This is a genomic window from Nostoc sp. TCL26-01, from assembly GCF_013393945.1.
Lineage (GTDB): Bacteria > Cyanobacteriota > Cyanobacteriia > Cyanobacteriales > Nostocaceae > Trichormus.
Map to the genome: position 1 here is coordinate 1,915,834 of NZ_CP040297.1, position 24,384 is coordinate 1,940,217.

Annotated in this window: 21 protein-coding genes and 1 pseudogene; 10 read left to right on the forward strand and 12 right to left on the reverse strand. The window is 41.4% G+C overall.

The features are described 5' to 3' along the window. The first annotated feature begins 88 nt into the window (after window positions 1-88). The 5 genes from FD725_RS08150 (at window position 89) to FD725_RS08170 (ending at window position 4,211) form a co-directional block, all read left to right on the forward strand. Complete coding sequence (locus tag FD725_RS08150) at window positions 89-904, forward strand: DUF1838 domain-containing protein (protein WP_179047658.1); 816 nt, start codon at window positions 89-91, stop codon at window positions 902-904. Between the two features lie 251 nt (window positions 905-1,155). Further along, the gene (locus tag FD725_RS08155; protein WP_179051476.1) at window positions 1,156-2,139 is read left to right on the forward strand and encodes an SDR family NAD(P)-dependent oxidoreductase; all 984 of its coding nucleotides are present in this window, start codon (window positions 1,156-1,158) and stop codon (window positions 2,137-2,139) included. Between the two features lie 207 nt (window positions 2,140-2,346). Further along, window positions 2,347-2,610, forward strand: a complete 264-nt coding sequence (locus FD725_RS08160; protein ID WP_179047659.1) for a hypothetical protein — start codon at window positions 2,347-2,349, stop codon at window positions 2,608-2,610. Between the two features lie 249 nt (window positions 2,611-2,859). Next, window positions 2,860-3,753 carry an alpha/beta fold hydrolase gene (locus tag FD725_RS08165; protein ID WP_179047660.1) on the forward strand — a complete coding sequence of 298 codons (894 nt, stop codon included), beginning with the start codon at window positions 2,860-2,862 and terminating at the stop codon, window positions 3,751-3,753. Between the two features lie 134 nt (window positions 3,754-3,887). Then, entirely contained in the window at window positions 3,888-4,211 is a 324-nt protein-coding gene (locus tag FD725_RS08170) for a hypothetical protein (RefSeq protein WP_179047661.1), read from the forward strand. Between the two features lie 118 nt (window positions 4,212-4,329). On the opposite strand, the gene trpE is transcribed toward FD725_RS08170, so the two are convergent. The 3 genes from trpE to FD725_RS08185 all read right to left on the reverse strand — a co-directional run bounded on the left by trpE (window position 4,330) and on the right by FD725_RS08185 (window position 8,722). Continuing rightward, on the reverse strand, window positions 4,330-5,895 hold the full coding sequence (gene trpE, locus FD725_RS08175) for an anthranilate synthase component I (protein WP_179047662.1): 1,566 nt from the start codon (window positions 5,893-5,895) through the stop codon (window positions 4,330-4,332). A gap of 148 nt (window positions 5,896-6,043) precedes the next feature. After that, window positions 6,044-6,463: a photosystem I reaction center subunit II PsaD gene (locus tag FD725_RS08180; RefSeq protein ID WP_179047663.1), complete on the reverse strand. Its 420-nt coding sequence runs from the start codon at window positions 6,461-6,463 to the stop codon at window positions 6,044-6,046. A gap of 216 nt (window positions 6,464-6,679) precedes the next feature. Then, complete coding sequence (locus FD725_RS08185; RefSeq protein ID WP_179047664.1) at window positions 6,680-8,722, reverse strand: DICT sensory domain-containing protein; 2,043 nt, start codon at window positions 8,720-8,722, stop codon at window positions 6,680-6,682. Between the two features lie 716 nt (window positions 8,723-9,438). Here FD725_RS08185 and FD725_RS08190 point away from each other — a divergent pair. Beyond that, entirely contained in the window at window positions 9,439-11,730 is a 2,292-nt protein-coding gene (locus FD725_RS08190; protein WP_179047665.1) for an amylo-alpha-1,6-glucosidase, read from the forward strand. Window positions 11,731-11,953: 223 nt separating this feature from the next. Here the strand turns inward: FD725_RS08190 and FD725_RS08195 are convergent, their stop codons facing one another. The 4 genes from FD725_RS08195 to FD725_RS08210 form a co-directional block, all read right to left on the reverse strand. Beyond that, window positions 11,954-12,322 (reverse strand): type II toxin-antitoxin system VapC family toxin, encoded by a 369-nt coding sequence (locus tag FD725_RS08195; RefSeq protein ID WP_179047666.1) that lies wholly within the window; start codon window positions 12,320-12,322, stop codon window positions 11,954-11,956. A gap of 6 nt (window positions 12,323-12,328) precedes the next feature. Further along, window positions 12,329-12,580 carry a hypothetical protein gene (locus FD725_RS08200; RefSeq protein ID WP_179047667.1) on the reverse strand — a complete coding sequence of 84 codons (252 nt, stop codon included), beginning with the start codon at window positions 12,578-12,580 and terminating at the stop codon, window positions 12,329-12,331. Window positions 12,581-12,829: 249 nt separating this feature from the next. Further along, a complete protein-coding gene (locus tag FD725_RS08205) occupies window positions 12,830-13,159 on the reverse strand; it encodes a DUF2973 domain-containing protein (RefSeq protein ID WP_179047668.1) in 330 nt (109 codons plus the stop codon). Window positions 13,160-13,397: 238 nt separating this feature from the next. Continuing rightward, window positions 13,398-13,715: a DUF2605 domain-containing protein gene (locus FD725_RS08210; RefSeq protein WP_179047669.1), complete on the reverse strand. Its 318-nt coding sequence runs from the start codon at window positions 13,713-13,715 to the stop codon at window positions 13,398-13,400. Window positions 13,716-14,059: 344 nt separating this feature from the next. On the opposite strand from FD725_RS08210, the gene thrS reads away from it, so the two are divergent. Then, window positions 14,060-15,904, forward strand: coding sequence for a threonine--tRNA ligase (gene thrS, locus FD725_RS08215; RefSeq protein ID WP_179047670.1), 1,845 nt, complete (start codon window positions 14,060-14,062; stop codon window positions 15,902-15,904). Between the two features lie 49 nt (window positions 15,905-15,953). On the opposite strand, the gene FD725_RS08220 is transcribed toward thrS, so the two are convergent. From FD725_RS08220 to metK, 3 genes are all read right to left on the reverse strand, one after another. Next, on the reverse strand, window positions 15,954-16,316 hold the full coding sequence (locus FD725_RS08220) for a type II toxin-antitoxin system PemK/MazF family toxin (protein ID WP_179047671.1): 363 nt from the start codon (window positions 16,314-16,316) through the stop codon (window positions 15,954-15,956). After that, a complete protein-coding gene (locus tag FD725_RS08225; protein WP_179047672.1) occupies window positions 16,297-16,482 on the reverse strand; it encodes a hypothetical protein in 186 nt (61 codons plus the stop codon). Before FD725_RS08225 ends, FD725_RS08220 begins: the two co-directional genes overlap by 20 nt. A gap of 189 nt (window positions 16,483-16,671) precedes the next feature. Further along, window positions 16,672-17,868, reverse strand: coding sequence for a methionine adenosyltransferase (gene metK, locus FD725_RS08230; RefSeq protein ID WP_256871873.1), 1,197 nt, complete (start codon window positions 17,866-17,868; stop codon window positions 16,672-16,674). Between metK and FD725_RS08235 the strand changes: the two genes are divergently transcribed. After that, window positions 17,867-18,936 (forward strand): ISKra4 family transposase gene (locus tag FD725_RS08235; RefSeq protein ID WP_179047673.1). Its coding sequence is split into 2 segments (ribosomal slippage): window positions 17,867-18,023 and window positions 18,023-18,936, totalling 1,071 coding nucleotides; the frame shifts between segments, so codons are not numbered across the junction. The two genes, metK and FD725_RS08235, sit on opposite strands and share 2 nt — an antisense overlap. Window positions 18,937-18,956: 20 nt before the next feature. Here FD725_RS08235 and FD725_RS33105 read toward each other — a convergent pair. Then, window positions 18,957-19,037 (reverse strand): annotated as a pseudogene (locus tag FD725_RS33105) (S-adenosylmethionine synthetase N-terminal domain-containing protein); the annotation flags it as partial. Beyond that, window positions 19,034-22,000 (reverse strand): cation-translocating P-type ATPase, encoded by a 2,967-nt coding sequence (locus FD725_RS08245; RefSeq protein WP_179047674.1) that lies wholly within the window; start codon window positions 21,998-22,000, stop codon window positions 19,034-19,036. The pseudogene FD725_RS33105 and the gene FD725_RS08245, both read right to left, overlap by 4 nt. A gap of 501 nt (window positions 22,001-22,501) precedes the next feature. On the opposite strand from FD725_RS08245, the gene FD725_RS08250 reads away from it, so the two are divergent. Both FD725_RS08250 and FD725_RS08255 read left to right on the forward strand, forming a co-directional pair. After that, the gene (locus tag FD725_RS08250; protein WP_179047675.1) at window positions 22,502-22,945 is read left to right on the forward strand and encodes a pyridoxamine 5'-phosphate oxidase family protein; all 444 of its coding nucleotides are present in this window, start codon (window positions 22,502-22,504) and stop codon (window positions 22,943-22,945) included. Window positions 22,946-23,853: 908 nt separating this feature from the next. Beyond that, complete coding sequence (locus FD725_RS08255; protein ID WP_179047676.1) at window positions 23,854-24,369, forward strand: hypothetical protein; 516 nt, start codon at window positions 23,854-23,856, stop codon at window positions 24,367-24,369. The last annotated feature ends 15 nt before the right edge of the window (window positions 24,370-24,384 follow it).

The following is a 24,384-nucleotide window of genomic DNA, read 5'->3' on the forward strand; positions in this document are numbered from 1 at the left end:
ACTTGTTGAAGAAAGAAGTCGGGTTTCTTGTTGTCCATGAATGATTTAGGATTGCTATATCAGTGGTTGGTTAGAGGATATTTTATAGATGGTTGCCCAAAATCAAGAATTAGATGCTGTGCAGTGGGTGAAAACTCGTTCTTCCCTTGATCCAAATCAATCCACATTTCTCACTTGGACAGGTAAAATTTATGCCTTTATTCCCGGTGAAAAAAGAAAACTACTATTTAAAATGCTGGGTGTAAGCGTCAGTCGCTGTATTCCCACAGAAGAAGGTAGCTGGGATTTTACCTCCAGAGAGTTAACATATTATTTAAACCCAGAAAACGACGAAATTTTACGTAAATGGGAAAATCCTTGGACAGGCCAGATAGTCCCAGTCATTCATGTGGCTAACAATCCCGTGCAAGGACATTTTCAAGGTAAATTTCCTGCCCAAATAGAGGGAGATACAACCACTTTTGTCTTTGATATTTTTCCGACATATCCTAATCCCTTAGCTGAAGATGCTAACTTTGCTGAATATAGCCCCTATCCAACTTATCAAGCCGCCGAATTATTTAAACTCAGCGTACCCACCGCAGACTTATTTAACTCAGACTTGCTCTCAGTCTCTGAGCTAAAACTCAGTTGGGATAGAATCGGTCAATGGCTACCTTGGATGAAAATGAGCGATCGCCCCGGCAATTTAATCTATAGTGCTTTTGGTAGTAAAGTTAAAGGTCTAACAGATTTACCCCAGTTACTCCAAGATGAAATAAATACTCGCGTTCCTTTATACAAACAAGCCCCAAAAGCATTTATAGAAGGTGAAGACATGACATCTTGGCTATATTTCCAAAAACACTTTCAGTCCTACTTAGCCGGTGAAATCTTCCCCCTACCGGCAGTGAGTGATGAGTGATGAGTGCTGAGTGATGAGTGCTGAGTGCTGAGTGCTGAGTAGGGAGTGGGGGAGTGCTGAGTGGGGGGAGTGGGGGAGTGAGGGAGTGAGGGAGTGAGGGAGTGAGGGAGTGAGGGAGTGAGGGAGTGAGGGATTAGTAAAATAGTGATTAATGACTAGTGACTAATGACTAATGACTAATGACTAATGACTAATGACTAATGACTAATGACTATTGACCATTGACCATTGACCATTGACCAATGACTAACATAAAACATCTTGAGGGAAAAGTGGCACTAGTCACAGGTGCTACACGAGGGATTGGTAAAGGGATTGCGATCGCTCTTGGTGAAGCTGGTGCTACTGTCTATGTTACAGGACGCAGACTCAATAATGATGGGGTTTCTGGTGATGATGTTTCTGGAAGTTTGAGTGAAACAAAATTAGCCGTAGAAGCCGCAGGTGGTGTGTGTATTCCTGTACAGGTTGACCAGAGTGATGATGAGCAGGTGCGATCGCTTTTTGCACGTATCCAAGATGAACAAAATGGCAATCTAGACTTACTTGTGAATAATGCTTTTGCTGGAGTCCAAGCCTTAAGTGATGCCCAAGAGCATCCCTTTTGGGATTTTGATTCGAGTTTGTGGGACGCTTGTAATCATGTTGGGTTGCGTAGTCACTATGTTGCGAGTATTTATGCTGCCCAAATCATGACTAAACGCCAAAAAGGATTGATTTGTCATATTTCTTCTTGGGGCGGAATGTCATATATATTTGGTACAGCTTATGGTGCAGGTAAGGCAGGATGCGATCGCCTGGCAGCTGATATGGCAGTAGAATTAAAACCCTACAATGTGGCATCTGTTTCTATTTGGCCAGGTATTGTTGGGACTGAACATATTTCTCGCCTCGCTGAGGCAATGAATGAAAATGATTTGACCAACCAAAGAAATTCTGCGATCGCTGAACGATATAATTGGGAAACTCCCCTACTCACAGGTAGAGCGATCGCCAAGCTAGCCGCAGAACCAAATATCATCCAGCGTACAGGCAAAGTCCAAATTGTTGCCGAAATAGCTCAAAAATACGGACTAGTAGATCAAGATGGCAATCTACCCGTATCATTGCGTTCCCTGCGCTTTCTAGTACCATTTAGCATACCTGGACTAAGAAAATATTCTTGGCTCGTACCCGATATGAAAATACCTTGGTCATTGTTGCTACTCAGTTTGCTAAAATCACCCAAGATTTGATGAGCTTTGTTTAACCACAAAGACACAAAGACACAAAGAGTCCTAAGATTAACCAGAAAAGTGACCTATTATTCAGATTTCTATCGACCACAAACACACAATCATTAACGAGGGTTGCTACTGTATTCCCTCTTGATTCCAGTTTTTCCTTGCAAGAATTAGCTGGGATCTAATGTTGTGCCTTAATTTAAAGTTCGATGGTTGTAGATGAACATAGGAATAATTGAGCCTTACAGTAACGGGTTTTTGGAAGTTGTACCAGAGAGTGACTATTGGCAGATTGTCGCTATACACATCAACGGCGAAGCTTTCTGTCCTACCCCTCGGCTTTATCGTTCAGAAAGCGTAGCATTTGCCAAAGCTGCACAAATTTATGATTGGATAGCTAACAATGAACCAGAAATGAGTAATGGGACTTGCTATTGCTCTCAATTGCAACTCATTTTGTGGCAGCAGTCGAAAGTATCTTAATGATGAGTGCTGAGTGCTGAGTGATGAGTGGGGGAGTGAGGGAGTGATACCATTTCACGTTAATCATGATACACATGAATTATGTAGAGACGTTGCATTGCAACGTCTCTACTGTTTCACATTTAAAGGAAATTGGTATGAGGGAGTGGGGGAGTGAGGGAGCTAGTGAGGGAGTAAGAATTGCTAATGACTAATGACTAATGACCAATGACTATTGACCATTGACTAATTAGTGATACAATACACTTCATGTTTCCTAGCTTTTTACCTGCCACCGTTGGGCAACTTACTGAATCAGAGTCGATCGCTCTAGCTCAGAGTATCCAAACTCAGGCGATCGCTACGCCTTTGAGTAATCAATTAATCACTACAACCTATGTGTGTCAAGGTAGTGGTGGTGTACCAATTTTATTAATTCACGGTTTTGATAGTTCTGTATTAGAATACCGTCGTCTTTTGCCACTCCTAGCCCTAGAAAACGAAACTTGGGCAGTGGATTTGTTGGGTTTTGGATTTACACAGAGGCTTTCAGGGATACAATTTAGTCCTGTTGCCATTAAAACCCACCTATATTATTTCTGGAAAACTCTGATTAACCAACCTGTGATTTTAGTAGGTGCATCGATGGGAGGTGCAGCAGCTATTGATTTCACTCTCACCTATCCCGAAGTTGTACACAAATTGGTGTTAATTGACAGTGCTGGGTTGAAAGGGGGTTCACCTTTAAGTAAGTTCATGTTTCCCCCATTGGGTTATTTAGCATCTCAGTTTTTGCGTAGTCCTAAAGTACGCGATTTCGTTGCTCGTGCTGCTTATAAAAACCCCAGTTTTGCTACTGTTGATGCTTTATACTGTGGGGCTTTACATTTAGAAAGTTCTAGTTGGAGTGAGGCTTTAATTGCCTTTACTAAAAGTGGTGGTTATACAGCTTTTCGATTTACAAAACTTGCCGAAATTGTCTCACCAACGTTAATTTTGTGGGGTGATGCTGATAAGATTTTGGGGACTGAAGATGGTAAAAGATTTAACCGGGCAATTCCTCAGAGTCAACTTATCTGGATTGAAAATTGTGGTCATATTCCCCATTTAGAACAACCACAAATTACATCGCAACATATTCTCAATTTTCGCTCTTCAGTCTAAATGACTTGATACAGCAACTAGCAGATTAATAACTGTTTTTAAAAACCAAAAAGCTGTTTCTGAAAACATATTCTTCCGGATGCAATTAGATATAGCTGAATAATTACTATACAGTGAATATATATGTTCAAGCTATGGAAATGCCTCAGCGCGTATCGGTTCGCTACAAGGACGTATCCTACAATATCAATGAGATACGCTTAAAAACATTTCGTCTTGGGTTGCAAATTTGGGAAGAACAAAGCAAACCTAGAAAAACAGAAATGTATGAATTCATACTATCTTGTTTAAAACAAGTTGATCGCCAAGATAGATTTATCTTTTCTCTACTATTTATAGAGTTAGCTGACCTCATCCGTGATTCTGCTTTAAATCGGAATACGAAAGAAGATTTAATTAAAACAGCTTTTCGAGAGTTTGCTTTTGCTTTAACTGATTTTGAAGATATTGCTAAATGAATTTCTAGAGGATGCCTATTTGATTTTTGTTGGCGTAGTCCATAGCACTAGTATTTGATTATTGAAAAAAATCAGCACCAGTGGAGAAACTTCTTACCTATTGCCTATTGCCTATTGCCTATTCCCTATCTTCAGCCTGTAAACAGCGAATAGCTATTAACAACCCTCTAGCTTTATTCAGCGTCTCTTCATATTCCTTTTCTGGTTCAGAATCGGCTACTAACCCTGCACCGGCTTGTACAGTAACTGTATTGTTTCTCACGACCATTGTGCGAATAGCGATCGCACTATTTAATTGTCCTTCAAAATCGTAATATCCATACACACCAGAATACACACCCCGGCGACTCGGTTCTAACTCATTAATAATTTCCATTGCTCGAATTTTGGGTGCGCCGCTAACCGTACCTGCGGGAAAACAAGCTTTTAATAAATCCCAGGCAGTCTTATCGGCGGCTAATTTACCCACCACATTACTAACAATGTGCATAACATGAGAGTAGCGCTCAACTACCATTAATTCATCAACCTTAACACTTCCACTAGCACAAACACGTCCTAAATCATTGCGTCCCAAATCGACCAACATGACGTGTTCGGCGATTTCCTTGGGATCTGCTAATAAATCGGTAGCAAAAGCTGCATCTTCTCTGGCTGTTTTTCCCCGTGGACGTGTCCCCGCGATGGGGCGCACTGTGGCGATTACTTCTCCTTCTGTATCCCGTTCGGCTTTCACCATGACTTCCGGACTAGAACCGATGATTTGCCAATCCTGGAAGTTAAAGTAAGCCATGTAAGGCGAAGGATTAATCTGACGTAGAGAACGGTACAGCGCAAAAGGATCGCCGTTGTACTGAGTTGAGAGTTGTTGGGAAATGACTACTTGAAAGATATCACCTGCTTTGATGTAGGCTTTAGCCTTTTCTACACTGGTACAAAATTCTGTGCGTGTGAAGTTGCTGTTATATGCTTGTGTTTCCCCGATTTTAGTATTGCTGGGGGGTGTCCATTCTAAGATGGTTTTTTGCGGCGATAGGGGTAATGATAATTTGTCTACCATTTGAGTGACGCGATCGCACGCTTGTTGATATGCGTCCCGTAGAGACGTTGCATGCAACGTCTCTACATCACCATTATCTGAAACCTCTACGTTGCGTAAATCCGCATAGGCGATCGCCCAAATTTTCCGCTTTACCTGATCAAATATTAACAGGTGGTCTACCTGCATCCACAATCCATCAGGGATGTTGCGATCGTCTTGTGGATGTATAGGTACACGTGGCTCAATCCAACGAATCAACTCATAACCCCAAAACCCAAACAAACCACCGATTCCTGGGGGTAATTGGGGTAATTTAACTGGTTGATATGGTGCAAGACATTGAGCTAAAGCCGCAAAAGGATCACCAGAAAAAACCACTTGTGAACCATCGCGGTTTGTCTGAGTCGTTGTCTCACCTCTTGCTTCCAAAACCCAAACAGGATCGCACCCAACCAGACTGTAGCGACCAATATTTTCCCCACCTTCCACCGATTCCAACAAAAAGCTATAAGGCTGTCCCGCACAAAATTTGTACCAAGCCGAAACTGGTGTATCTAGGTCTGCTACCCATTCTTGATACACTGGCACAAAATTACCTTGCAAAGCTAACTGAGAGAATTCGGAGAAATTAGGAAATATCATAGGTTAATTGGAGTATTGGGTACTGGGGATTGGGTATGGGGTACTGGAGATTAGGTATGAGCATTGATTGCATCAGAATGTAATATTTCTGCTTCCCTGCTTCTTCCTAGTTCCCAGTCCTCAGTCCCCAGTCCCCAGTCCCTAGCTTCTACACGTCATGGGTAGCCTTACCAGAGAACTTGATTTTTGCAGGGCTGGGATTTTCGCCAATGCTGCGGGGAACGTGACGAACTTTTTCCCGGCCAGCATTCACTTTTTCTGGGAATACGCCATCAGCAGGATGGATGAAAGTTGTTTCACCGTTGGGCAAAATCCGATAAATCTTGTAGTCGGTGATTTTGAATTTACGGAGTTGTCCGCCCAAAGCGATACCATATTCTTTCCGAGCTATATACAACAGGTTTTCTCCTTGGTGCATAGTAGCCGCGCCACCGGTGGGCAGTTCAAAAACTTGCGCCTTGGGGCTAGTCCAAGTGATCGCATATTTTTCTTCTACTACTGCTTTTGTGAGCAAGCCGCCGGTGCTACCAGCAAATAGGGGAGTTTTTCCAGAAAGGGTTTCTGCCATAAGGGATTCTCTCAACGTTTTTAGGGCATCGTAACACCGCCATCACCATCATATTGCGATCGCGTTATAGTCTGTAACAGTTCTTGGTCAATGGTCAATGGTCATTAGTCAATGGTCATTAGTCAATGGTCAATGGTCAATGGTCATTGGTCATTCGACTTCCGACTTCTACTCAGCACTCAGCACTCAGCACTCAGCACTCCCTCACTCCCTCCCTCACTCTTTTCCCCTTGTCCCCTTCTTTCCCACTCCTTTACTTTTGACAGGGCGCGTTTCCTCTTGGCTACCTTGAACAATGGGGATGGTGAAATGAAATTGGCTGCCTTGGTCTTTACCGCTTGACTCTGCCCAAATTTCTCCGCCCCAGCCGGTGACGATTTGGCGGCAAATAGCTAAACCTAGCCCTGTACCGCCTGCTGTACGGCGTAATGCACCCTCTTCTTGATAGAAACGGTCAAAAACTATTTCTAGGCGGTTTGGTTCAATTCCTCGCCCCGTATCGGCTACTGTGACTTTTAGCATCTGATTCAGGTTGGGAGTGGCGCTGATGTGGATTTCGCCTTGTGATGGCGTAAACTTACAAGCGTTATCTATGAGTTTTGCTAATACTTCTACAAGCCAATCACCATCAGCCCTAATTAAAGGCAAGTTTTGGTCTAGTTGAGTTTTGATGGCGGGTGGTTTTTCTGCTGGTGGCCTGGTGCGGAGGCGACTGAGGGCTAAATCGACGCACTCTTGTAGGGTTAAGGATTCGGGATGCCATTCTACGCGACCACTTTCTAAATTTGATAGGGTTAAGAAGTCTTGTACTAGTTTCCGCATCCGTTCTGAATCTGCCAAAGCCGTGTTCAGCATTACCTGTTGCAACTCCACAGGCATATCGGGTTCGGTAGCCAGACTTTCTAGACACACTTGAATTGTGGATAGAGGTGTGCGGAGTTCGTGTCCTGTGATGGCGATCAGGTTGCTGCGCGTGCGGTCTAGGGCTTCTAGTTGCTGGTTGAGTTCTTCTAGGTTGGCGTAAGCTTCTGCTTGAATTAGAGCAGCACCGATTTGGGTGGCGATCGCTTCGACTAAATCCAGTTCTCCTTGATGCCACTGGTGTGGTGGTACTTTGCAGTAATGCAGTTCCACAATGCCTAACATTCGTCCTTGAAATAACACTGGTTCTATTAACCAAGAACGAATCGCCAATTTTTTGGCAATTAAGGACAGCGTTGGGGAGTTATTGACACGGAAGTCGTTTAGTGTGTCACTAATACAGACACCTTCACCATGATCTACAACTTCTGCAAATAAAGGATTTTCACTTAACTGCCAAGTTTGACCACTGATTGAGGTTACACCAGGAGTCAAAAATTCATGTTCAATTGTCGCTGCGGCATCTGTCGCTTGAGCGCGATAAATTAAACAACGACTGGCTCCTAAGTGTTGTCCCAGTTCTTGCGCCGCGATTTGTAGTACTTCATGGGGGTCGAGCGATCGCCTAATTGCTGTACTAATTGAGTTGACTAAACGTTCCTTTCGTGCTTGAGCCGCAATTGAACGATAAGCTTTGTGTAATTTGTACTGACTCGCTTGTAGATAAGTAACTAAGCGCTGGACAAAGGGGTCAGTATCGATATCACAAGCATATTCAGTGAGGACATTTGCAGTCGAGTAAATTTTAGTTTGACCAATTCCAAACCGTTGGCAAGCCTGTGTAACTTTTTTTGCCAAGTCTGGGCGATAAACCAAAATTCTCTCTAGTAAGAGTTGAGCTGCTTTGATGCTCACCCCTCGTTCTGATGTCCAAATACCCTCAAATCGTCGCCCTGTATCCATATCTAAAAGGCTGGGGCTAAAATCCGGTACTTGTTGATTTTTAGCGATGGAGCCAAGGCTTTCCCGACAAACTAGGCAAGTAGCATAATTATCAGCTACAACCACTAAATGCCACTCTTGAGTCAGAGCATCTTCTGGCTCAAAAGCTACCTTTTCATAGTATTCCGAACTATTGGTAAACTCAGTTTCTGGTGCTGACAGAACGTATATTTGATTACTTCGTTGCGCCAGACGCTGATAACGGTGAGCTTCTTGGCGATAGAATCTCTCTCGTTGAAAGCTAGCAATTACTAGAGGCTGGTCTAAAGTCGCAGCCAAAACCTGGTCTTCCATTGCGTGGGAGAGCGCCGTTAGTGAAGCTTTGAAATATAGCTGGGGCCGCAGGTAAGGTAAGGACTCTAGCAGATCACTCAGCACGGAAGTCGATATGCTCATGAATATCTTTTAAAGAAGCGCAATCTGAATAAGATCCACGTCACAGCTGCATTGTACAAATTACAACGGACTCTAAACTAAAATAGGCAGTTGCAAGATGTAAATAATTTTGAATTACCCATCCACAAGGGCATTAGTAGTATTTTGCTGGGATAGCGGCAGGTAGAGAGCAGACGGCAGGACTAACATCGTGATTTTTTCTCAAATATACTACTAAGCCCAATATACATTCTCGAACAGCTCTGCTATCAGGCTATTGAGAATTTGATTAGTCGTCAGCCACAAATTAGATAATGTTGTATCTTAGTTGATAATTGCCTGCTATTAAGGTTCTTGTTGTTTGATTTGAGGATAAGTCCAGTCAAAATCCTGATTTTTCAGACTTGACTTGAGACGCAGACGATATAAATTTATAAAGATTTGTAATGTAATTTTAAGTTAGATTTTCCATTGACATGATGTGGGGAGCGCTGAGTAATGAGTGGTGAGTCACCGAAGTTTGCCCGGAGGGAAACCCTCCTTGCAACTTCTCACTGAGTGAGGGAGTGAGGAATGGGAGAGCAGGAGAGAATAAGAATTGCTACTGATTAATGACTATTGCCTATTCCCTATTGCCTCTAACCATTGACTACTGACTAATGACCATTGACCAATGACTATTGACTATTGACTATTGACATTGTAAAAATTTAGACCTGTACAGGGAATTTTGGCTAATGACACCGGATACGCTGACTCACCCGGACAAAATCGTTTTGGATGGCAAAACTTTTATTCCTGCCGAGCAATTACCGATTCCAGAGTGGCCTTGTGTGGTGAGCGAAAGACCACAACCCACTCTGACAGTAAAAGATGATGATTTATTTTTAGTCACAGACACCATAGGCAATATATCTGGTTGTTCCCTCAGTGATGGGGGCAACCCTAGTATGGGACTATTTTGCTGTGACACACGATTTCTTAGTCGTTTGGAGTTACAAATTGATGGGCGATCGCCTGTGCTTCTCAGTAGTACTGCGGAGAAAGGTTTTTCCCTGTCGGTTTTGTGTACCAATCCCAGAATAGACGAAGGAATGAAAGCTGATACTCTGGGTATCCGGCGGGAAATGGTTCTCAATGGCGCTCTATTTGAAGAAATTGAGGTAGCAAATTACAGCACCACTACTGTAACTTTTGAACTTAGTATCAGCTTTGATGCTGATTTTGTGGATTTGTTTGAAGTTCGGGGTTACGACAGAGACAAAAGAGGTAAACTTTTACGCCTAGTGGAACCAGCTGTTGAAGAAGGAGCAACTTTTAACGGCGATAGCGTACCTGTATATACACAACCCTCACCTCATCGAGAAGAATCTCTAACTTTGGCATATCAAGGTTTAGAAGGGTTTGTGATGGAATCTCGTATCCAATTCCAACACCGTCAACCAGACGATTTCAAGGGTTACACAGCCATTTGGCGCTTAGAGTTACCTTCTCACTCTACCCAAAAGCTAGGTTATCGGGTAAATATGTTAACTAACAACACCGCTAGTTCTAGTGTGGGTGCGGCGTTGACTTTAGTACAGGCGAAAGCATCCGAGTTGATGGAAGAACAAAATTGGGTGCAACAAATTACCAATATTCGTGCTGATAAAAGCATTTTTAATCTGGTAATTGAAAGAGCCGAGCAGGATATGTATTTATTACGTCAGTCTTTTGGTAAATACAAGACTGTTTCCGCCGGTGTACCTTGGTTTTCAGCTTTATTTGGGCGAGATTCCCTGATTACCGCTTCCCAAACCCTGATGCTAAATCCCCAAATTGCCAAAGAAACCTTGATGTTGTTGGCAACTTACCAAGGCAAAAATGAGGATGATTGGCGGGAGGAGGAACCAGGAAAGATTCTCCACGAGTTACGTTTAGGAGAAATGGCCAGGTGTCAGGAAATTCCTCATACACCTTACTATGGTACAGTGGATGCCACACCCCTTTGGCTGATGCTGTATTCTGAATACTATGCTTGGACACATGATAGAGAAACTCTAGAGCAACTGTGGCCGAATGCTTTAGCGGCGATGGAGTGGATTGATCGGAATATGCGCCAAAGTGGTTATCTTACCTACTACCGTAAATCGAAACGAGGTCTAGATAACCAAGGTTGGAAAGATTCTGGTGATTGTATTGTCAACCGTAAGGGAGAATTAGCTAACGGCCCCATAGCCTTGAGTGAAGTACAAGCTTATGTTTACGCTGCTAAAACTCGCCTGTCAGAAATTGCTAGGATGAAGAAACGCTTGGATTTAGCAGATCGTTGGCAAGAAGAAGCCAGAAGTCTCAAGGAGCGTTTTAACCAAGATTTTTGGATAGAAGAACAGGATTTCTGCGCTTTGGCTTTGGATGGCGAAGGTAAGCACGTGGAAAGTATTACATCTAATCCTGGACATTGCTTGCTTTTAGGGATTTTTACACCGGAAAGAGCTTACAGTGTGGCGGAAAGGTTACGCGCACCAGATATGTTTAATGGTTGGGGTATTCGGACTCTGAGTAGTTTATCGCCAGCGTACAATCCAATGGGTTATCACATTGGTTCAGTTTGGCCCCATGATAATGCTTTAATTGCGATGGGATTGCGATCGCTCGGTTTAATTGATCAAGCTTTAGAAATCTTCCAAGGTTTGTTTGACATGACTAGCCAGCAACCTTACCAGCGTCCCCCAGAACTATTTTGTGGTTACGAACGCAATGGCGATCGCGCTCCTGTACAATATCCTGTAGCTTGTACACCTCAAGCTTGGGCTACTGGCAGCATTTTCCAACTTTTACAAATGATTGTCAATTTAGTCCCAGATGCGCCAAATAATTGCTTGCGAATTATCGATCCAGCTCTACCAGAATCAATCAATCGTTTATCATTACACAATCTGCAAGTCGGTACTACTGTCTTAGATTTGGAATTTGAGCGTTCTGGCGGGACTACAGCTTGTCGCGTAGCTAAAAAACGGGGCAATTTAAGAGTAGTGATTGAAGCTTAAACTCAGCACTAAGGAGTAGTAATTTTTCTATTTTCTACTCCTTCTAGTGTTAGGAATTAACAACTGAAACGCACAGTAAATAAAGTCATTTTCTCTTGTAGTCTCTCTTGTAGTCTCTCTTGTAGGTTGGGTGTAGCGGAGCGTAACCCAACATCATCTTTGGATTTCACTGCTTTACACCTAACCTACATTAATGGTAAGTCTTTAACCGTACAGGATATTATTATCTAGTCTCAAATGGGTTTAATAATTCAAGTTGCGTAATCCACCGGAAATCATCAGTGTTTCTAGTTATTAGAGTTATTCTATAGACTAATGCCGTCCCAGCAATGATCGCATCTCCCACACTCATTCGTCTTTGTTGTCGTAAAATTACTGCTTGGTTTAAAATGTCTTGAGATATTGGTAAAACTGAAGCAACTTCAAAAAAATCCTCAAAATACTGAAGCTGTAGCTCTGTCAGCAAGTGATAACCTAATACTTCTAAATAACTCAATGCTGATACTGCTGGTGCATACTCAGCAATTAGTTCTCTCAGTTGAATATGTTCTAGTTGAGCAGAGTAGATGATGATGTTGCTATCAAGAAGCACTGTTTCTCATCCTGGAAGTGAACGATCTTGGCGGGTTTCTTTCTGCCAAGCAATTGGCTCAATATTAGTTAGAGGTTCACTAACAGCCAAATTTTCTAATATCTGTGCCATTTTTTGTCCGCGAGATTTTTTCTGTGAGGCAAGTTCATTTTCCAGAAATGTCACATGAACTTGAATTAGTTTATCCTCCACTTCGGGTATGTCATCAATCCATTCTAGATTGTTTCCTTTTAACCAAGCCTTAAATGTCTTTAACATTGTTGAGTCAATTGTATGATTAACTTCTAGCTTACTTGATAATATCTTGGGAAATAAACTTCTTTTTGATATGAGAAATCTTTCTACATAAAAAAGTTCAAAATATTAAACTGATATTTTTGCTGACACAAAAAATCCTGAAGTTGTTGCTAGAACAACTTCAGGATTAGATCGAATCCAAATACTATGCTTAAAAAATCACAAAAATAAACTTAATCTAAATGGAGTTCTAAGCTACATCTGCTTAATTTACGCTTCTTCTGAATTTTCACTTTTCCGCCCTGGAGAAGATTCATAAATAGCATCAAGTTGCTGACGTGCATCTTCAACATTAATTGAACGCATTACTAACAGAGGTTCTTTGATTAACTTACCTGTGTTATCTAATAACTCTGGATGTGGTGTAAATTGTCTATTTGCTCCTAAATAACCAAATCCACCCTGATTTCCCCCTTGGTAGTTTCGTGTCGGATAACTCCGTTCACGGTCAAAGCTAAACATAATTAAGTTACGAATCAAGTTAGCTACAGCTACGACAGCAAGAATTGTGAAAGCCAGAATGTAAAGCAGGTGTAACATCAGATTTTCCTCCAGGGGCAGCAAATTTTAAAACTTTATACTTTAACGCTTTGTCTCGCCTATGCTTTCAACATTGGCGAGTGTAAATACCTGAAACTTCCAGAGTGTACTTATGTATATGTAGAGAAATTTGTCAACATTTATTCAAGTTATTGTAGCATAGGATACATTATTGTTTTATTAAAACAATGTTAAGAATTTCGTAACATGGCAACAAACGAGATGTGTGTGCTGGCTATTATGCAGCTTGCTGAGAACGAAAGCGTGCTGCTACGTTCCAACATTCTGTGACTAATTGATGCCAAGGCATGAGTGTTGTCATATCAATTCCGACTTGTCCCTCAGTCGCATTAAACAGCATCATGGCCGCACTTAGTTCTTCTTGAGCTTGCTTAACGCGCGATAACAATTCTGACTGCGCTTGTTCATCCATAAATGAGAGCTTTTCAGTTTCCAGAAAGTCACGCGATCGCACAAACCAATACTGAAAATCTTCTAACAGTGGTTCCAGAACCGTCTTCATTAGATCGGCTCCTGATGTATTTGAGTCTGGCATAAATGAGAAGGATACTTCTAATTTCTTTACTAATATTAACTCTATTTACGTTTCTTAATATTAGTATACGCTCTCTCTTTAGAAATATTTAATGATTTTCTGTAGTCATGAATACAAACTTATATGGGGAATAGGGGATAGGGGATAGGGAGGAGGGGAGCAGAGGAGCAGAGGAGCAGAGGGGAATAATTAATGAATATTCATGACTCAGCACTCCCGCACACCCCGACACCCCGACACCCCCACACCCCCATCCTCTTTTGATTAGAATGTAGACAACTCAGAACATCTGGGTAGATTTTTAGAACTTAAATTGATAAATTACATTTGCAATTACTTCGCTAATGGTTCAGCAGCCGATGTCGCCTAATCAAGACTCCAATCAGCCAGAACAACCTGTAAAAATGTATTTACCGCGTACCAGCGAATCAGAAACATTAAAAAAGATTCGTCACACCGCCTCTCATGTGATGGCCATGGCAGTACAAAAGCTGTTTCCCAAGGCACAAGTGACAATTGGCCCTTGGATTGAAAATGGATTTTATTATGACTTTGATAATCCAGAGCCATTTAGTGATAAGGATCTCAAAGCCATCCAGAAAGAGATGGTGAAGATTATTAACCGCAAATTGCCTGTAGTTCGAGAAGAAGTGAGTCGGGAAGAAGCGGAACGCCGCATCCAAGAAATCAAGGAACCTTATAAATTAGAAATCCTGGCGGACATTAAACAGGAACCAATCACCATCTATCATTTGGGGAACGAGTGGTGGGATTTGTGCGCGGGGCCTCATGTAGAAAATACCAGTGAAATCAACCCAAAAGCTATTGACTTAGAAAGTGTGGCGGGTGCTTATTGGCGTGGAGATGAAACTAAAGCGCAACTGCAACGGATTTATGCTACTGCTTGGGAAACTCCCGAACAACTAGCTGAGTATAAACGGCGGAAAGAGGAAGCACTCAGACGTGATCACCGGAAACTTGGTAAAGAATTAGGATTATTTATCTTTGCCGAGCAAGTGGGGCCTGGTTTACCTTTGTGGACTCCTAAAGGGACTTTGTTGCGGAGTATTTTAGAAGACTTTCTCAAACAAGAACAAATTAAACGTGGCTATCAGCAGGTTGTCACACCGCACATTGGCAGAGTGGATTTATTTAAAACCTCTGGACACTGGCAGAAATATAAAGATGATTTGTTTCCGATGATGGCAGAGGATGAAGTAGCCGCAGCACAAGAACAAGGATTTGTTCTTAAAGCGATGAATTGTCCCTTCCACATCCAAATATATAAGAGTGAGTTACGTTCTTACCGGGAACTACCAATGCGTTTGGCAGAGTTTGGCACTGTTTACCGTTACGAACAATCAGGAGAATTAGGCGGTTTAACGAGAGTGCGTGGTTTTACTCAAGATGATGCGCATATTTTTGTCACTCCAGAACAGTTGGATAGTGAATTTCTCAAAGTTGTGGATTTGATCTTGTCAGTGATTAAGACTCTACAATTGGGGAGTTTTAAAGCACGGCTGAGTTTCCGAGATCCAGCTAGCGATAAATACATTGGTTCGGATGAAGCTTGGAACCAAGCGGAAAATGCCATCCGTCGAGCTGTAGAAACCTTAGGAATGGAACATTTTGAAGGTATTGGGGAAGCTGCATTTTATGGGCCGAAACTCGATTTTATCGTTAGCGATGCTCTAGAGCGAGAATGGCAGTTGGGAACTGTACAAGTAGATTACAACTTGCCAGAACGCTTTGATTTAGAATATGTGGCTGAAGATGGTTCCCGTAAACGTCCAGTGATGATTCACCGTGCGCCTTTTGGTTCTTTGGAACGGTTGATTGGGATTTTAATCGAAGAGTATGCAGGTGATTTCCCCTTGTGGTTAGCGCCAGTGCAAATCAGGTTGTTGCCTGTGGGTGAACTGCAACTAGATTTTACTAAAGAAGTGGCAACAAAGATGCAAGCTTTAGGGATTCGTGCTGAAGTTGATGTCAGTGGCGATCGCTTAGGTAAACTCATCCGCAACGCCGAAAAGGATAAAATACCTGTAATGGCAGTTGTCGGAGCGAAGGAAGTCGAAACTAATTCCTTGAGTGTCCGTACCCGTGCATCTGGGGAATTAGGCGCTATATCTGTAGATGAAGTGGTGGATAAATTAAAGGGAGCGATCGCTAACTATAGCAACTTCTAGTCAAAAATCGGCTGGATATTTCCCAGCCGAGAAAACCAAATTAACTAGACTACACATCATATCTAGTTGAGGTTTCATCCTCCTGGATATCATCTGCTAAATCTAGAGCAAATCTCAAAGCTTGTTTGATTTTGAGGATTGTTTCCTCGGAAAGTTCCCCAAGTTTACGCTCCAGTCTCATAGATGGGATGGAACCTATACCTTGCACATTCGCAACAGAGCCTTGCCGCAAAAATGCTAAGGTGGGTAGCTCAATCTCGTATGCGCTTCCTCGATTTTGTGTCGTTACAGGTATATAGAGAACCAAAGCTCTTGGTGGATTTGGATCATAGCGAGACACAATGATGACAGGGCGTGTTTTGGCTGCAAGCCCCAAATCTGCCAACCAAACTTCACCAAGTTTCGGATTCATCAATTAGATCCAATACTTCTTGCTCAACTACTCTAGAACGAAGGATATCTAGAGCATCTTGATCTGCTAATTCAATAATCTGTACAAGGCTCTCTCTCACTTGTTTAACTATGTCAGGCTGCCATTGGCGAAGTTTAGTGTCGAGTTCTTGAATTAGAGTATCCATTTCAAGTTTCTACAAAACAATACTATTTTTGTTCTATATTCTATCGTAAGGTATACAGCGATAAGCTAACACTGCATTATTGATCTGACCAAATGCTAACTGTATTGGTATACCAAGATGCAAATACCCTGACGTATAGCTATTGAACTCTGGTTTTATTTTAGTGCGATCGCCATTTATTTCATCTGGTTAAAACACACCTACTTTATCTGTTTTTTCCCAAGGTAACTCGATATCTGTTCTCCCCACATGACCATAAGCGGCTAGTTTTTGATAAAATCCCCCTTTAGTTAATGATGGTAAATGTCGTAAATTAAACTGTTGCAAAATCCCAGCTAGTCGGAAATCAAAGTGTTTTTCTAATAAAATTGTTAGGTCTTCATCAGATATTTTTCCTGTGCCAAAAGTTTCTACTTGCACGCTTACAGGTCGAGAAAGTCCAATAGAGTAACTTAGTTGTACTTCACATTCATCAGCTAAGTTGGCAGCTACAATATTTTTGGCAGCATAACGGGCTATATATGCTCCGACTCTATCGATTCTAATGGGGTCTTTACCACTTAAAGCCGAACCACTGTGTTTAGAATATTCGCCATAAGTATCTATAGCATTTTTCCTACCTGTTAAACCAGAATGCACCGCCGGGCCGCCAACAATAAATTCCCCATCAGGATTAATAAAAATTCTAGTTTTGTCATCTGGTTTGATTTCTTCATCTGCAAATACTGGATAGATAATTGTATCTCTAATATCATCATGTAATTGCTGGAGTTCTGGTTTTCCTGCTTTACGTTGACTAGCGACAACTGTGATACTGTGGATTCTATCAGGTCGGCGATTTTTATATTCAACTCCGACTTGAGTTTTGCCATCAGGAGTCAGATAACTTAAAATGTTCTGCTTTCTCACTTCACTAATTTGTCTAGCTAGTTTATGCGCTAACCATATTGGTAATGGCATGAGTACAGAGGTTTGATTGCAAGCAAAACCAAACACGGTAACTTGGTTGGTGACTGTAATTTGCTCGATTTCTGCATCAGATAATTTATGTTCATCGAATAAATGATATTGGTCAAGAGGTAGTTCTTTTAAACTAGTTAAAATACTACAATTTCTCCCATTAAATTCTTTTTGTTCGTAACCTACATGATCAATAACTTGTCTGGCGATATTCGTAAAATCTACATTAGTATTGGGTGCAAATCTGGCAGCAATAAATACGATTCCTGTAGATGCAGCACATTCGGTAATAACTCTGGCGTAGGGGTCTTGTTGTAAAAAACGATCAACGATCGCATCACTAATTTGGGGAGCATCCACTTTTGGAAGATATACAGGTTCTGGGAGAATATAACAACAGATAAAACAGTGTGGATGACTTACCATGAACCAGGATAAACAAGAAAGAATCAAAGCCTGTTTACAAGAATTGTCAACACTACTGTATGAAGAAGCAGATAAAAGTAAGCTGACAGACCTCGAAAGTATAGAAAAAACAGTTCGGAGTCAAATATTAGAACTAGTCAGTCCAGAAATAGCCCTTTTTTTATCGAACAAAAAACTGGAACAAAAGTAGGTAAAACCAGGAAAATTAAAAGCTTAGTGGGGGAACTGACTCTTAAAGCCAAACAGTTACAGAAACTGGGTTTGAAGCCAAGAACCCGGTTAAGTCCATTACTTCAAAAGTGTTGTTTAAGGCTGTCAGCTAACGAATCATACCAAAAAGCAGAAATTGAAGTTGAGGCATTGACAGGAGTCAAAGTGGGTCACTCAACGCAACAAAAATTAGTGCTGTCACAAGATTTTCAACTACCATTTGCAAAACAAGCAGTTTCAGAAGTCAGTGTAGATGGAGGAAAAGTCCGACTCAGAGGTAAACCGAAAGCAGGCTGTTACTGGCGAGACTATAAAACCGTTCGTCTGCAAGGGATTTACTATGGTGCGTTTTTTGATGACAACCAATCATTAGTTGATTATGTCAATAGCCAACGTCTGGTTAACCCGTTAGTGTGCTTGGGGGATGGTCATGATGGCGTGTGGAATCTAGTCAAAGAGTTTGGTAAAACAGAAAATTTTGAGCGTTGGGAAATCTTGGATTGGTATCACCTCAAAGAAAATCTCTATAAAGTTGGTGGTTCTTTAAAACGGCTTAAAGCTGCTGAAACGCTGTTATGGCAAGGTCAGATAGAAGAAACTCAAGCTTTATTTCTTCATTGCCGAGGTAAACAAGCGAAGAACTTCATTGCTTATCTTGAAAAACATCGCTCTCGTCTTGTCAATTATGCCTATTACCAGGCTGAACAACTTTGTTCTATTGGTTCTGGCGCAGTTGAATCTGCTATTAAACAAATTGGTGCGAGGATTAAAATTTCTGGCGCACAGTGGAATGTTGATAGTGTTAATCACATCCTCTCTATTCGTTGTGCTTATCTCAATGGTTTATTAGCTATTTGAGTCTTTCTGCCAAAAGTGGATGCTCCCCTAATTTGATCGCACAGTTTATCAGGATGTCCCTCTGTCACTGATTCAGATGTAAACATGAAGTCTTTTTTCATGGTCTACCTTCTCTTGTGTCTCTATTCTCTTTTGTACCTTCATTGACTAATAGAGGTAATAAAGCACTACTGCCGATAACAGCACTATCTAATAGATTAATTGGCGTAATTTTTAAGAGATTGCGTAATGGTGGTACGGTTATGGCTAATAGTTGGATGGCAAATGAACTAGTCACTGCCGCATTGAGATAAGGATTATTCGGAAGTTTTTGGGGATGAAATATGCTGTGTTTTTCGGAACGGCTACTAATTGTGTGTAGTAGTTGGGCTGTGGTGAGACTCATAAAAGCGATGGTGCTGGCTTGGGGGCTGATACCATATTTGAGGATGCCGTAACCATAGGCAGCTAGGGTACTGCCAGAGATGGTGGCAGATTCCCAGGTAATTCTGGCAAAATCTGATTTTTTGATAATTGGTTCTTCTGGGTTCCGTGGTGGCTGGCTTAAAACTTCTGGTTCTGGCGCTTCCATTGCTAAAGACAAACCAGGGAAGATGTCTGTGACTAAATTTAGCCAGAGAAGTTGAATTGCGTTTAAGGGTTCGCCGATACCACTAGCGGTGGCAATAGTCATCACCATGATTTCGCTTAAGTTTGTGGCTAAGAGGAAATGCACGGATTTACGAATGTTGTTGTAAATTGTCCGTCCCCGACTGACGGCGATAATCATGGTTTCGAGTCTGTCATCTTCGAGGATGATATCTGCAACTTCACGGGCTACATCGGTTCCACCTTTACCCATAGCTACACCAACCTGGGCTGCTTTTAGGGCAGGTGCATCGTTAATTCCATCACCAGTCATGGCGACGACTTGACCGGCATTTTGCAAGGCTTGGACTATTTGCAGTTTATTGCTAGGACTAATCCTGGCAAACACGTCTACTTTATCACTGAGGGCGGTTAAAGCTTCTGGGGTGAGGTTGTTGAGGTTGTTAGAGTCGAGAATTTCTAACTGGGAGTCTCGGCTTAAATCTAGTTCTTTAGCGATCGCATAAGCTGTGGGACTTTGATCACCAGTAATCATCACAGTATTAATACCTGCTTGATGGAAGTTCGCCATTAATTCTCTAGCGCCTTTCCTGATGGGATCTGCCATACCCACCAACCCCAACCAAATTAAGCCTGATTCATGGTTGCCGTGATCGGATTCATCAAGATAGCTATAGGCTAGACCCAATATTCGCAAAGCTTTACCAGCCATGCGATCGTTTTCTATTTCTAACTTTTGTCGGTCTTCATTTGTTAAGGTAACTAGCTGTCCATCTTTCATCCAACTTTGGCATATCTGCGCCACTTCTTTGGGGTTGCCTTTAACAGCGACAAATTTGTCGGTATTCTGCGTCTGATGGATGGTACTCATGAGGTTGCGGTTTTCGGAACGCAGATTGGTGTGTAATAGGGGATATTTTTCTCTGAGGGCGATCGCATCCACACCAGCTGCGATCGCCAGATGAATTAAAGCATTTTCTGTGGCTGAACCTGTAACCGCATATTCTCCATTTCTGTCTTGGCTGACTTCGCTTTCATTGCAGAGAACTGATACATGAATCAGCTTTAATAATTCATCGTACATATATGGGTTGATATTTTCTGCCCCAGCTAAAAATTCCCCATCGGCTACTTTGATTTCTCGCGTACTTATATGAATCTCCACTACAGACATTTTATTTTCGGTGATTGTCCCAGTTTTGTCTAAGCAAATCGTCTGTACTGACCCTAAAGCTTCCACGGCGCTGAGGCTACGGACGAGGACTTGATTTTTCCGCATATCGCGGATACCTAAAGCCAGGGTTGTGGTGGCAATTGTCGGCAATCCTTCGGGAACCGCAGCCACGGCCAGAGATATAGATGATTTCAGCATTTGCACTAAACCATATCCCCGCAGCAATCCCAAGCCAAAAACCAGGCCACAAATGCCCATACTAATTAACACTAATTGGCTACCCACTTCATCTAACTGCCTAGCGAGGGGTGTCTCTGTCGCTTTGGCTTCCCCGACTAGTTGGTGGATATTGCCCATTTCGGTGAATTGCCCTGTAGCCACGACTACCGCTAATCCTTGACCACCAGTAATCAATGTACCTTTGTAGATCATGTTTAGGCGATCGCCTAGAGGTACATCTTCCCCCATTAAAGGTGCAGTATTTTTACTCACAGGTATACTTTCGCCTGTCAAAGCCGACTCATCAATACTCAAGTTATCTGCCTCAATTAATCGAGCATCTGCGGCTATATAACTACCTGGCTTGAGAATTAAAATATCACCCATCACTACATTTTCTACAGGTATTTCTCTAGCAGTGTCATCTCGCATTACCCAAGCGGAGGTTTGCTGTTGGTGTTTGAGGGAATGAATAATTCTTTCCGATTGGGTTTCTGTAGTGTATCCAATAACTGCATTTAGACCGACGACACCCAAAATCACCAGCGCATCTATCAGCCCCCCGGTAAAGAGTGACACCCCAGCAGCCACACCCAGCAAAGCCACTGGTAAGGATTGAAACTGGTCAACAAAAATGCTCAGATGGGAACGGACTTGTGTGTCTGCCAGGACATTCAACCCGTATCTACTCAAATTAGTAGTAGCCACCTCACTAGATAGTCCTGATTTGGCAGAGGTTTTTAATTTGTCTAATGCCCTATCTGCTGACATCAAGTGCCACTTTTCACTGCTGGCAAGATTTTTTTGACTAAGTTTTGTTGTTTTTGCTGGTGCAACTAACTGATGGTTTTTTTGATAGCTAAATATAGCTGCTGCAATCAGATTAGCAATTTGCTGGTAATTATATTCTTGACAAAAAATCACCAGTACATTACTTGTTAATGGATTAGCAGATACAGCAATAATTTCTGGCTGACTCACCAGCGATCGCTCTAAATGATTTTTCAGAGATAGTGAACGATCAAGCTCTTTTACTTTGTATCTAGCTCTCCCTTTAACACTAGTATGAATTGCTTTAATCACAGCAATTTACACTCCTGTCATCTTCTTATACTCAATTATAAATCCTGGCGATCGCATTTATATCTACACAGATTGTTAAGACTTTCAAAGCTATAGTTTTTAAAACTTAAAAGCTAATCCAATTCGCTATAACTATTGATTTTGATCAAGATAGCCTAGTCTAAAAGACAATTTTTTAATTAATCTCTCACCTCATCATCGGCTATATAGGACTCATATTTGATTTTTGAAAAAAAGTCATTACCCTGCTAATTCCCTTCTTTTCTGTCGCCTGTTACCTACCTAAACAAATCCGTTCCGTAATCAAAGCAGATTCCTATATCCAACCTTAGTTGCATAAATCACTGATGCCATCAATCTTAGGTTTAAAATACCTCTATCAGTCCCATCCATCAGTAATTGGCGAATTTAAATTACTTCTAGCGGTAGACATACTTTAAAAGTGAAAATGTTAATAGTAATAAATATTGTCATAACCAAATAAAGTAAGTGAGTAATTATATGACACCTCCTCAAGATAGTAATCAACAAATCGTATATTTACAACAATTAATGAGAAATATTGATTATGGTATGTTGACTACCGTCGATCAAGATGGCAGTTTGCATAGTCGTCCAATGTATATAAATAGTAGTATTGATAATAATGGTATACTTTGCTTCTTTACTGCTGCTAGTTCTCATAAAGTGCTAGAAATTGAAGAACATCAGCAAGTTAATGTGAGTTTTTCCTCAGTTGAAAAAATACTATTTATTTCTATATCTGGCAAAGCAAAACTAGTAAAAGACCGTAAAAAAAATCAAGATAAATGGCAGCCAGAGCTAACGAATTGGTTTCCTCAAGGATTAGATGATCCTGATCTTGCCTTACTGGAGATAAATATTGACAAAGCTGCTTATTGGGATAACATATCAAATTTTCATCCACAGATAATTAGTTTGTAAACCCGTTAACTAGGAGGGAAAAAAGGCGTTGCAGAACAGGGGTACGAATTTAGGCAAGCACGGGAAGCAGGGGGGAAATTTTATAACTTGCTAAATCATCCCTCAATTCAGCAACGCCAGAAAAAATAGTAATTGTTATACCAACTTTCTTTAAATGTGAACAGTAGAGACGTTGCATTGCAACGTCTCTACATAATTTATATTTATGTGTATCATGATTAACGTGAAATGGTATTAAAGGTGATTTATAAAGTAAACCTTAAATTGTTGGGTGCGTTATAGCAACGCTTAACGCACCGAGAAACATGGTGACCTGCGGCTCATTTTTACTTTCTCAAACTCCCAAATCCTTGCACAGCCGTAACACACCTACTGGCGTGGCAAGGCTAAAATGTTGCAAAAAAATTGTAGGTTGAGTATGGCGATCGCTTCACTCAAAACTAAGATATACGTTGTGTTCCTTAGATTATGTTGGGTTACGCAAAGCCTCCACCCAGCCTACTAATGTACTACTTTAGTCTAGACACGCCACTACCTTAATATTTACTTTATTCTTTCTCCTCAGTCCCCAGTCCCCAGTCCCCAGTCTCTTACCTCTACAAATGATTCAGAAATCAAATCGGATTACTATATGACTCTTGTGATGTTGAAGCCATTAGGGTTAAATATTTACATAAGTATAAGTTTTCACTTAATCTTACTTAAAAGTTTTTTCATTGTAGAGTAAGTGTAGTTTTAGCCGTTTAAACTTATATCAAACTTATGTTTTGTTTGTTTATTTAGCCTCCTAAATAAGCATCTTCAGTTAATATTAAGCAGGTTTTACTCTTTAGTTGCTCACTCTGACCTACTAGATCATCTCGTATTAATTTCATCTTATTCCATAGCTTTTAGCTCTCATTGCTCCCATGCTGACCCATCACCGCAAGCCCGTGTGCTTATCACTTGTTTCCACAGACCTGCCATTCTGGTCTGTTGTCGAAACTGCTGGTACACTTTATCAAAAAGACATTGATCGATTTCATTTACTTTTGACTGCACCGCCGCTAATCACTTGTGAAGTAGCCGACTTTGACAGTCCAGAAGATCCACTTTCTTCAAGTAGGAGTAATCAAGCTTACGTACCTACTAGCCCACGAATTTTGTGGTTAGAGATTTCGCCTTATCGAGTCATTATGACCATGCAAGGTAACAATCAAGTCAGTTATCGCCACTTCTGGGAACAGGGTGTGTATGGCGTTAGTCGATACTGGTTACCAACGGAGTCATTACAAGCTAATGATCCTATCCGCTTACGCAATTATACAAATAGCTTAAATCTCAGTGGACACCCACTACCACAGCATTTGCGCTTGGAATACGAATTGTGGGCAGAGAAAGTCCAAATAGGACGATACATACTCAATCTGGAAATTCAGCATTGACAGTTCACACATTAG

Coding starts and splice junctions, on each gene's coding strand:
- FD725_RS08150 (WP_179047658.1), top strand. CDS start 89: ATGGTTGCCCAAAATCAAGAATTAGATGCTGTGCAGTGGGTGAAAACT.
- FD725_RS08160 (WP_179047659.1), top strand. CDS start 2,347: ATGAACATAGGAATAATTGAGCCTTACAGTAACGGGTTTTTGGAAGTT.
- FD725_RS08165 (WP_179047660.1), top strand. CDS start 2,860: ATGTTTCCTAGCTTTTTACCTGCCACCGTTGGGCAACTTACTGAATCA.
- FD725_RS08170 (WP_179047661.1), top strand. CDS start 3,888: ATGGAAATGCCTCAGCGCGTATCGGTTCGCTACAAGGACGTATCCTAC.
- trpE (WP_179047662.1), bottom strand. CDS start 5,895: ATGATATTTCCTAATTTCTCCGAATTCTCTCAGTTAGCTTTGCAAGGT.
- FD725_RS08180 (WP_179047663.1), bottom strand. CDS start 6,463: ATGGCAGAAACCCTTTCTGGAAAAACTCCCCTATTTGCTGGTAGCACC.
- FD725_RS08185 (WP_179047664.1), bottom strand. CDS start 8,722: ATGAGCATATCGACTTCCGTGCTGAGTGATCTGCTAGAGTCCTTACCT.
- FD725_RS08190 (WP_179047665.1), top strand. CDS start 9,439: ATGACACCGGATACGCTGACTCACCCGGACAAAATCGTTTTGGATGGC.
- FD725_RS08200 (WP_179047667.1), bottom strand. CDS start 12,580: ATGTTAAAGACATTTAAGGCTTGGTTAAAAGGAAACAATCTAGAATGG.
- FD725_RS08205 (WP_179047668.1), bottom strand. CDS start 13,159: ATGTTACACCTGCTTTACATTCTGGCTTTCACAATTCTTGCTGTCGTA.
- FD725_RS08210 (WP_179047669.1), bottom strand. CDS start 13,715: ATGCCAGACTCAAATACATCAGGAGCCGATCTAATGAAGACGGTTCTG.
- thrS (WP_179047670.1), top strand. CDS start 14,060: ATGGTTCAGCAGCCGATGTCGCCTAATCAAGACTCCAATCAGCCAGAA.
- FD725_RS08220 (WP_179047671.1), bottom strand. CDS start 16,316: ATGAATCCGAAACTTGGTGAAGTTTGGTTGGCAGATTTGGGGCTTGCA.
- FD725_RS08225 (WP_179047672.1), bottom strand. CDS start 16,482: ATGGATACTCTAATTCAAGAACTCGACACTAAACTTCGCCAATGGCAG.
- metK (WP_256871873.1), bottom strand. CDS start 17,868: ATGGTAAGTCATCCACACTGTTTTATCTGTTGTTATATTCTCCCAGAA.
- FD725_RS08250 (WP_179047675.1), top strand. CDS start 22,502: ATGACACCTCCTCAAGATAGTAATCAACAAATCGTATATTTACAACAA.
- FD725_RS08255 (WP_179047676.1), top strand. CDS start 23,854: ATGCTGACCCATCACCGCAAGCCCGTGTGCTTATCACTTGTTTCCACA.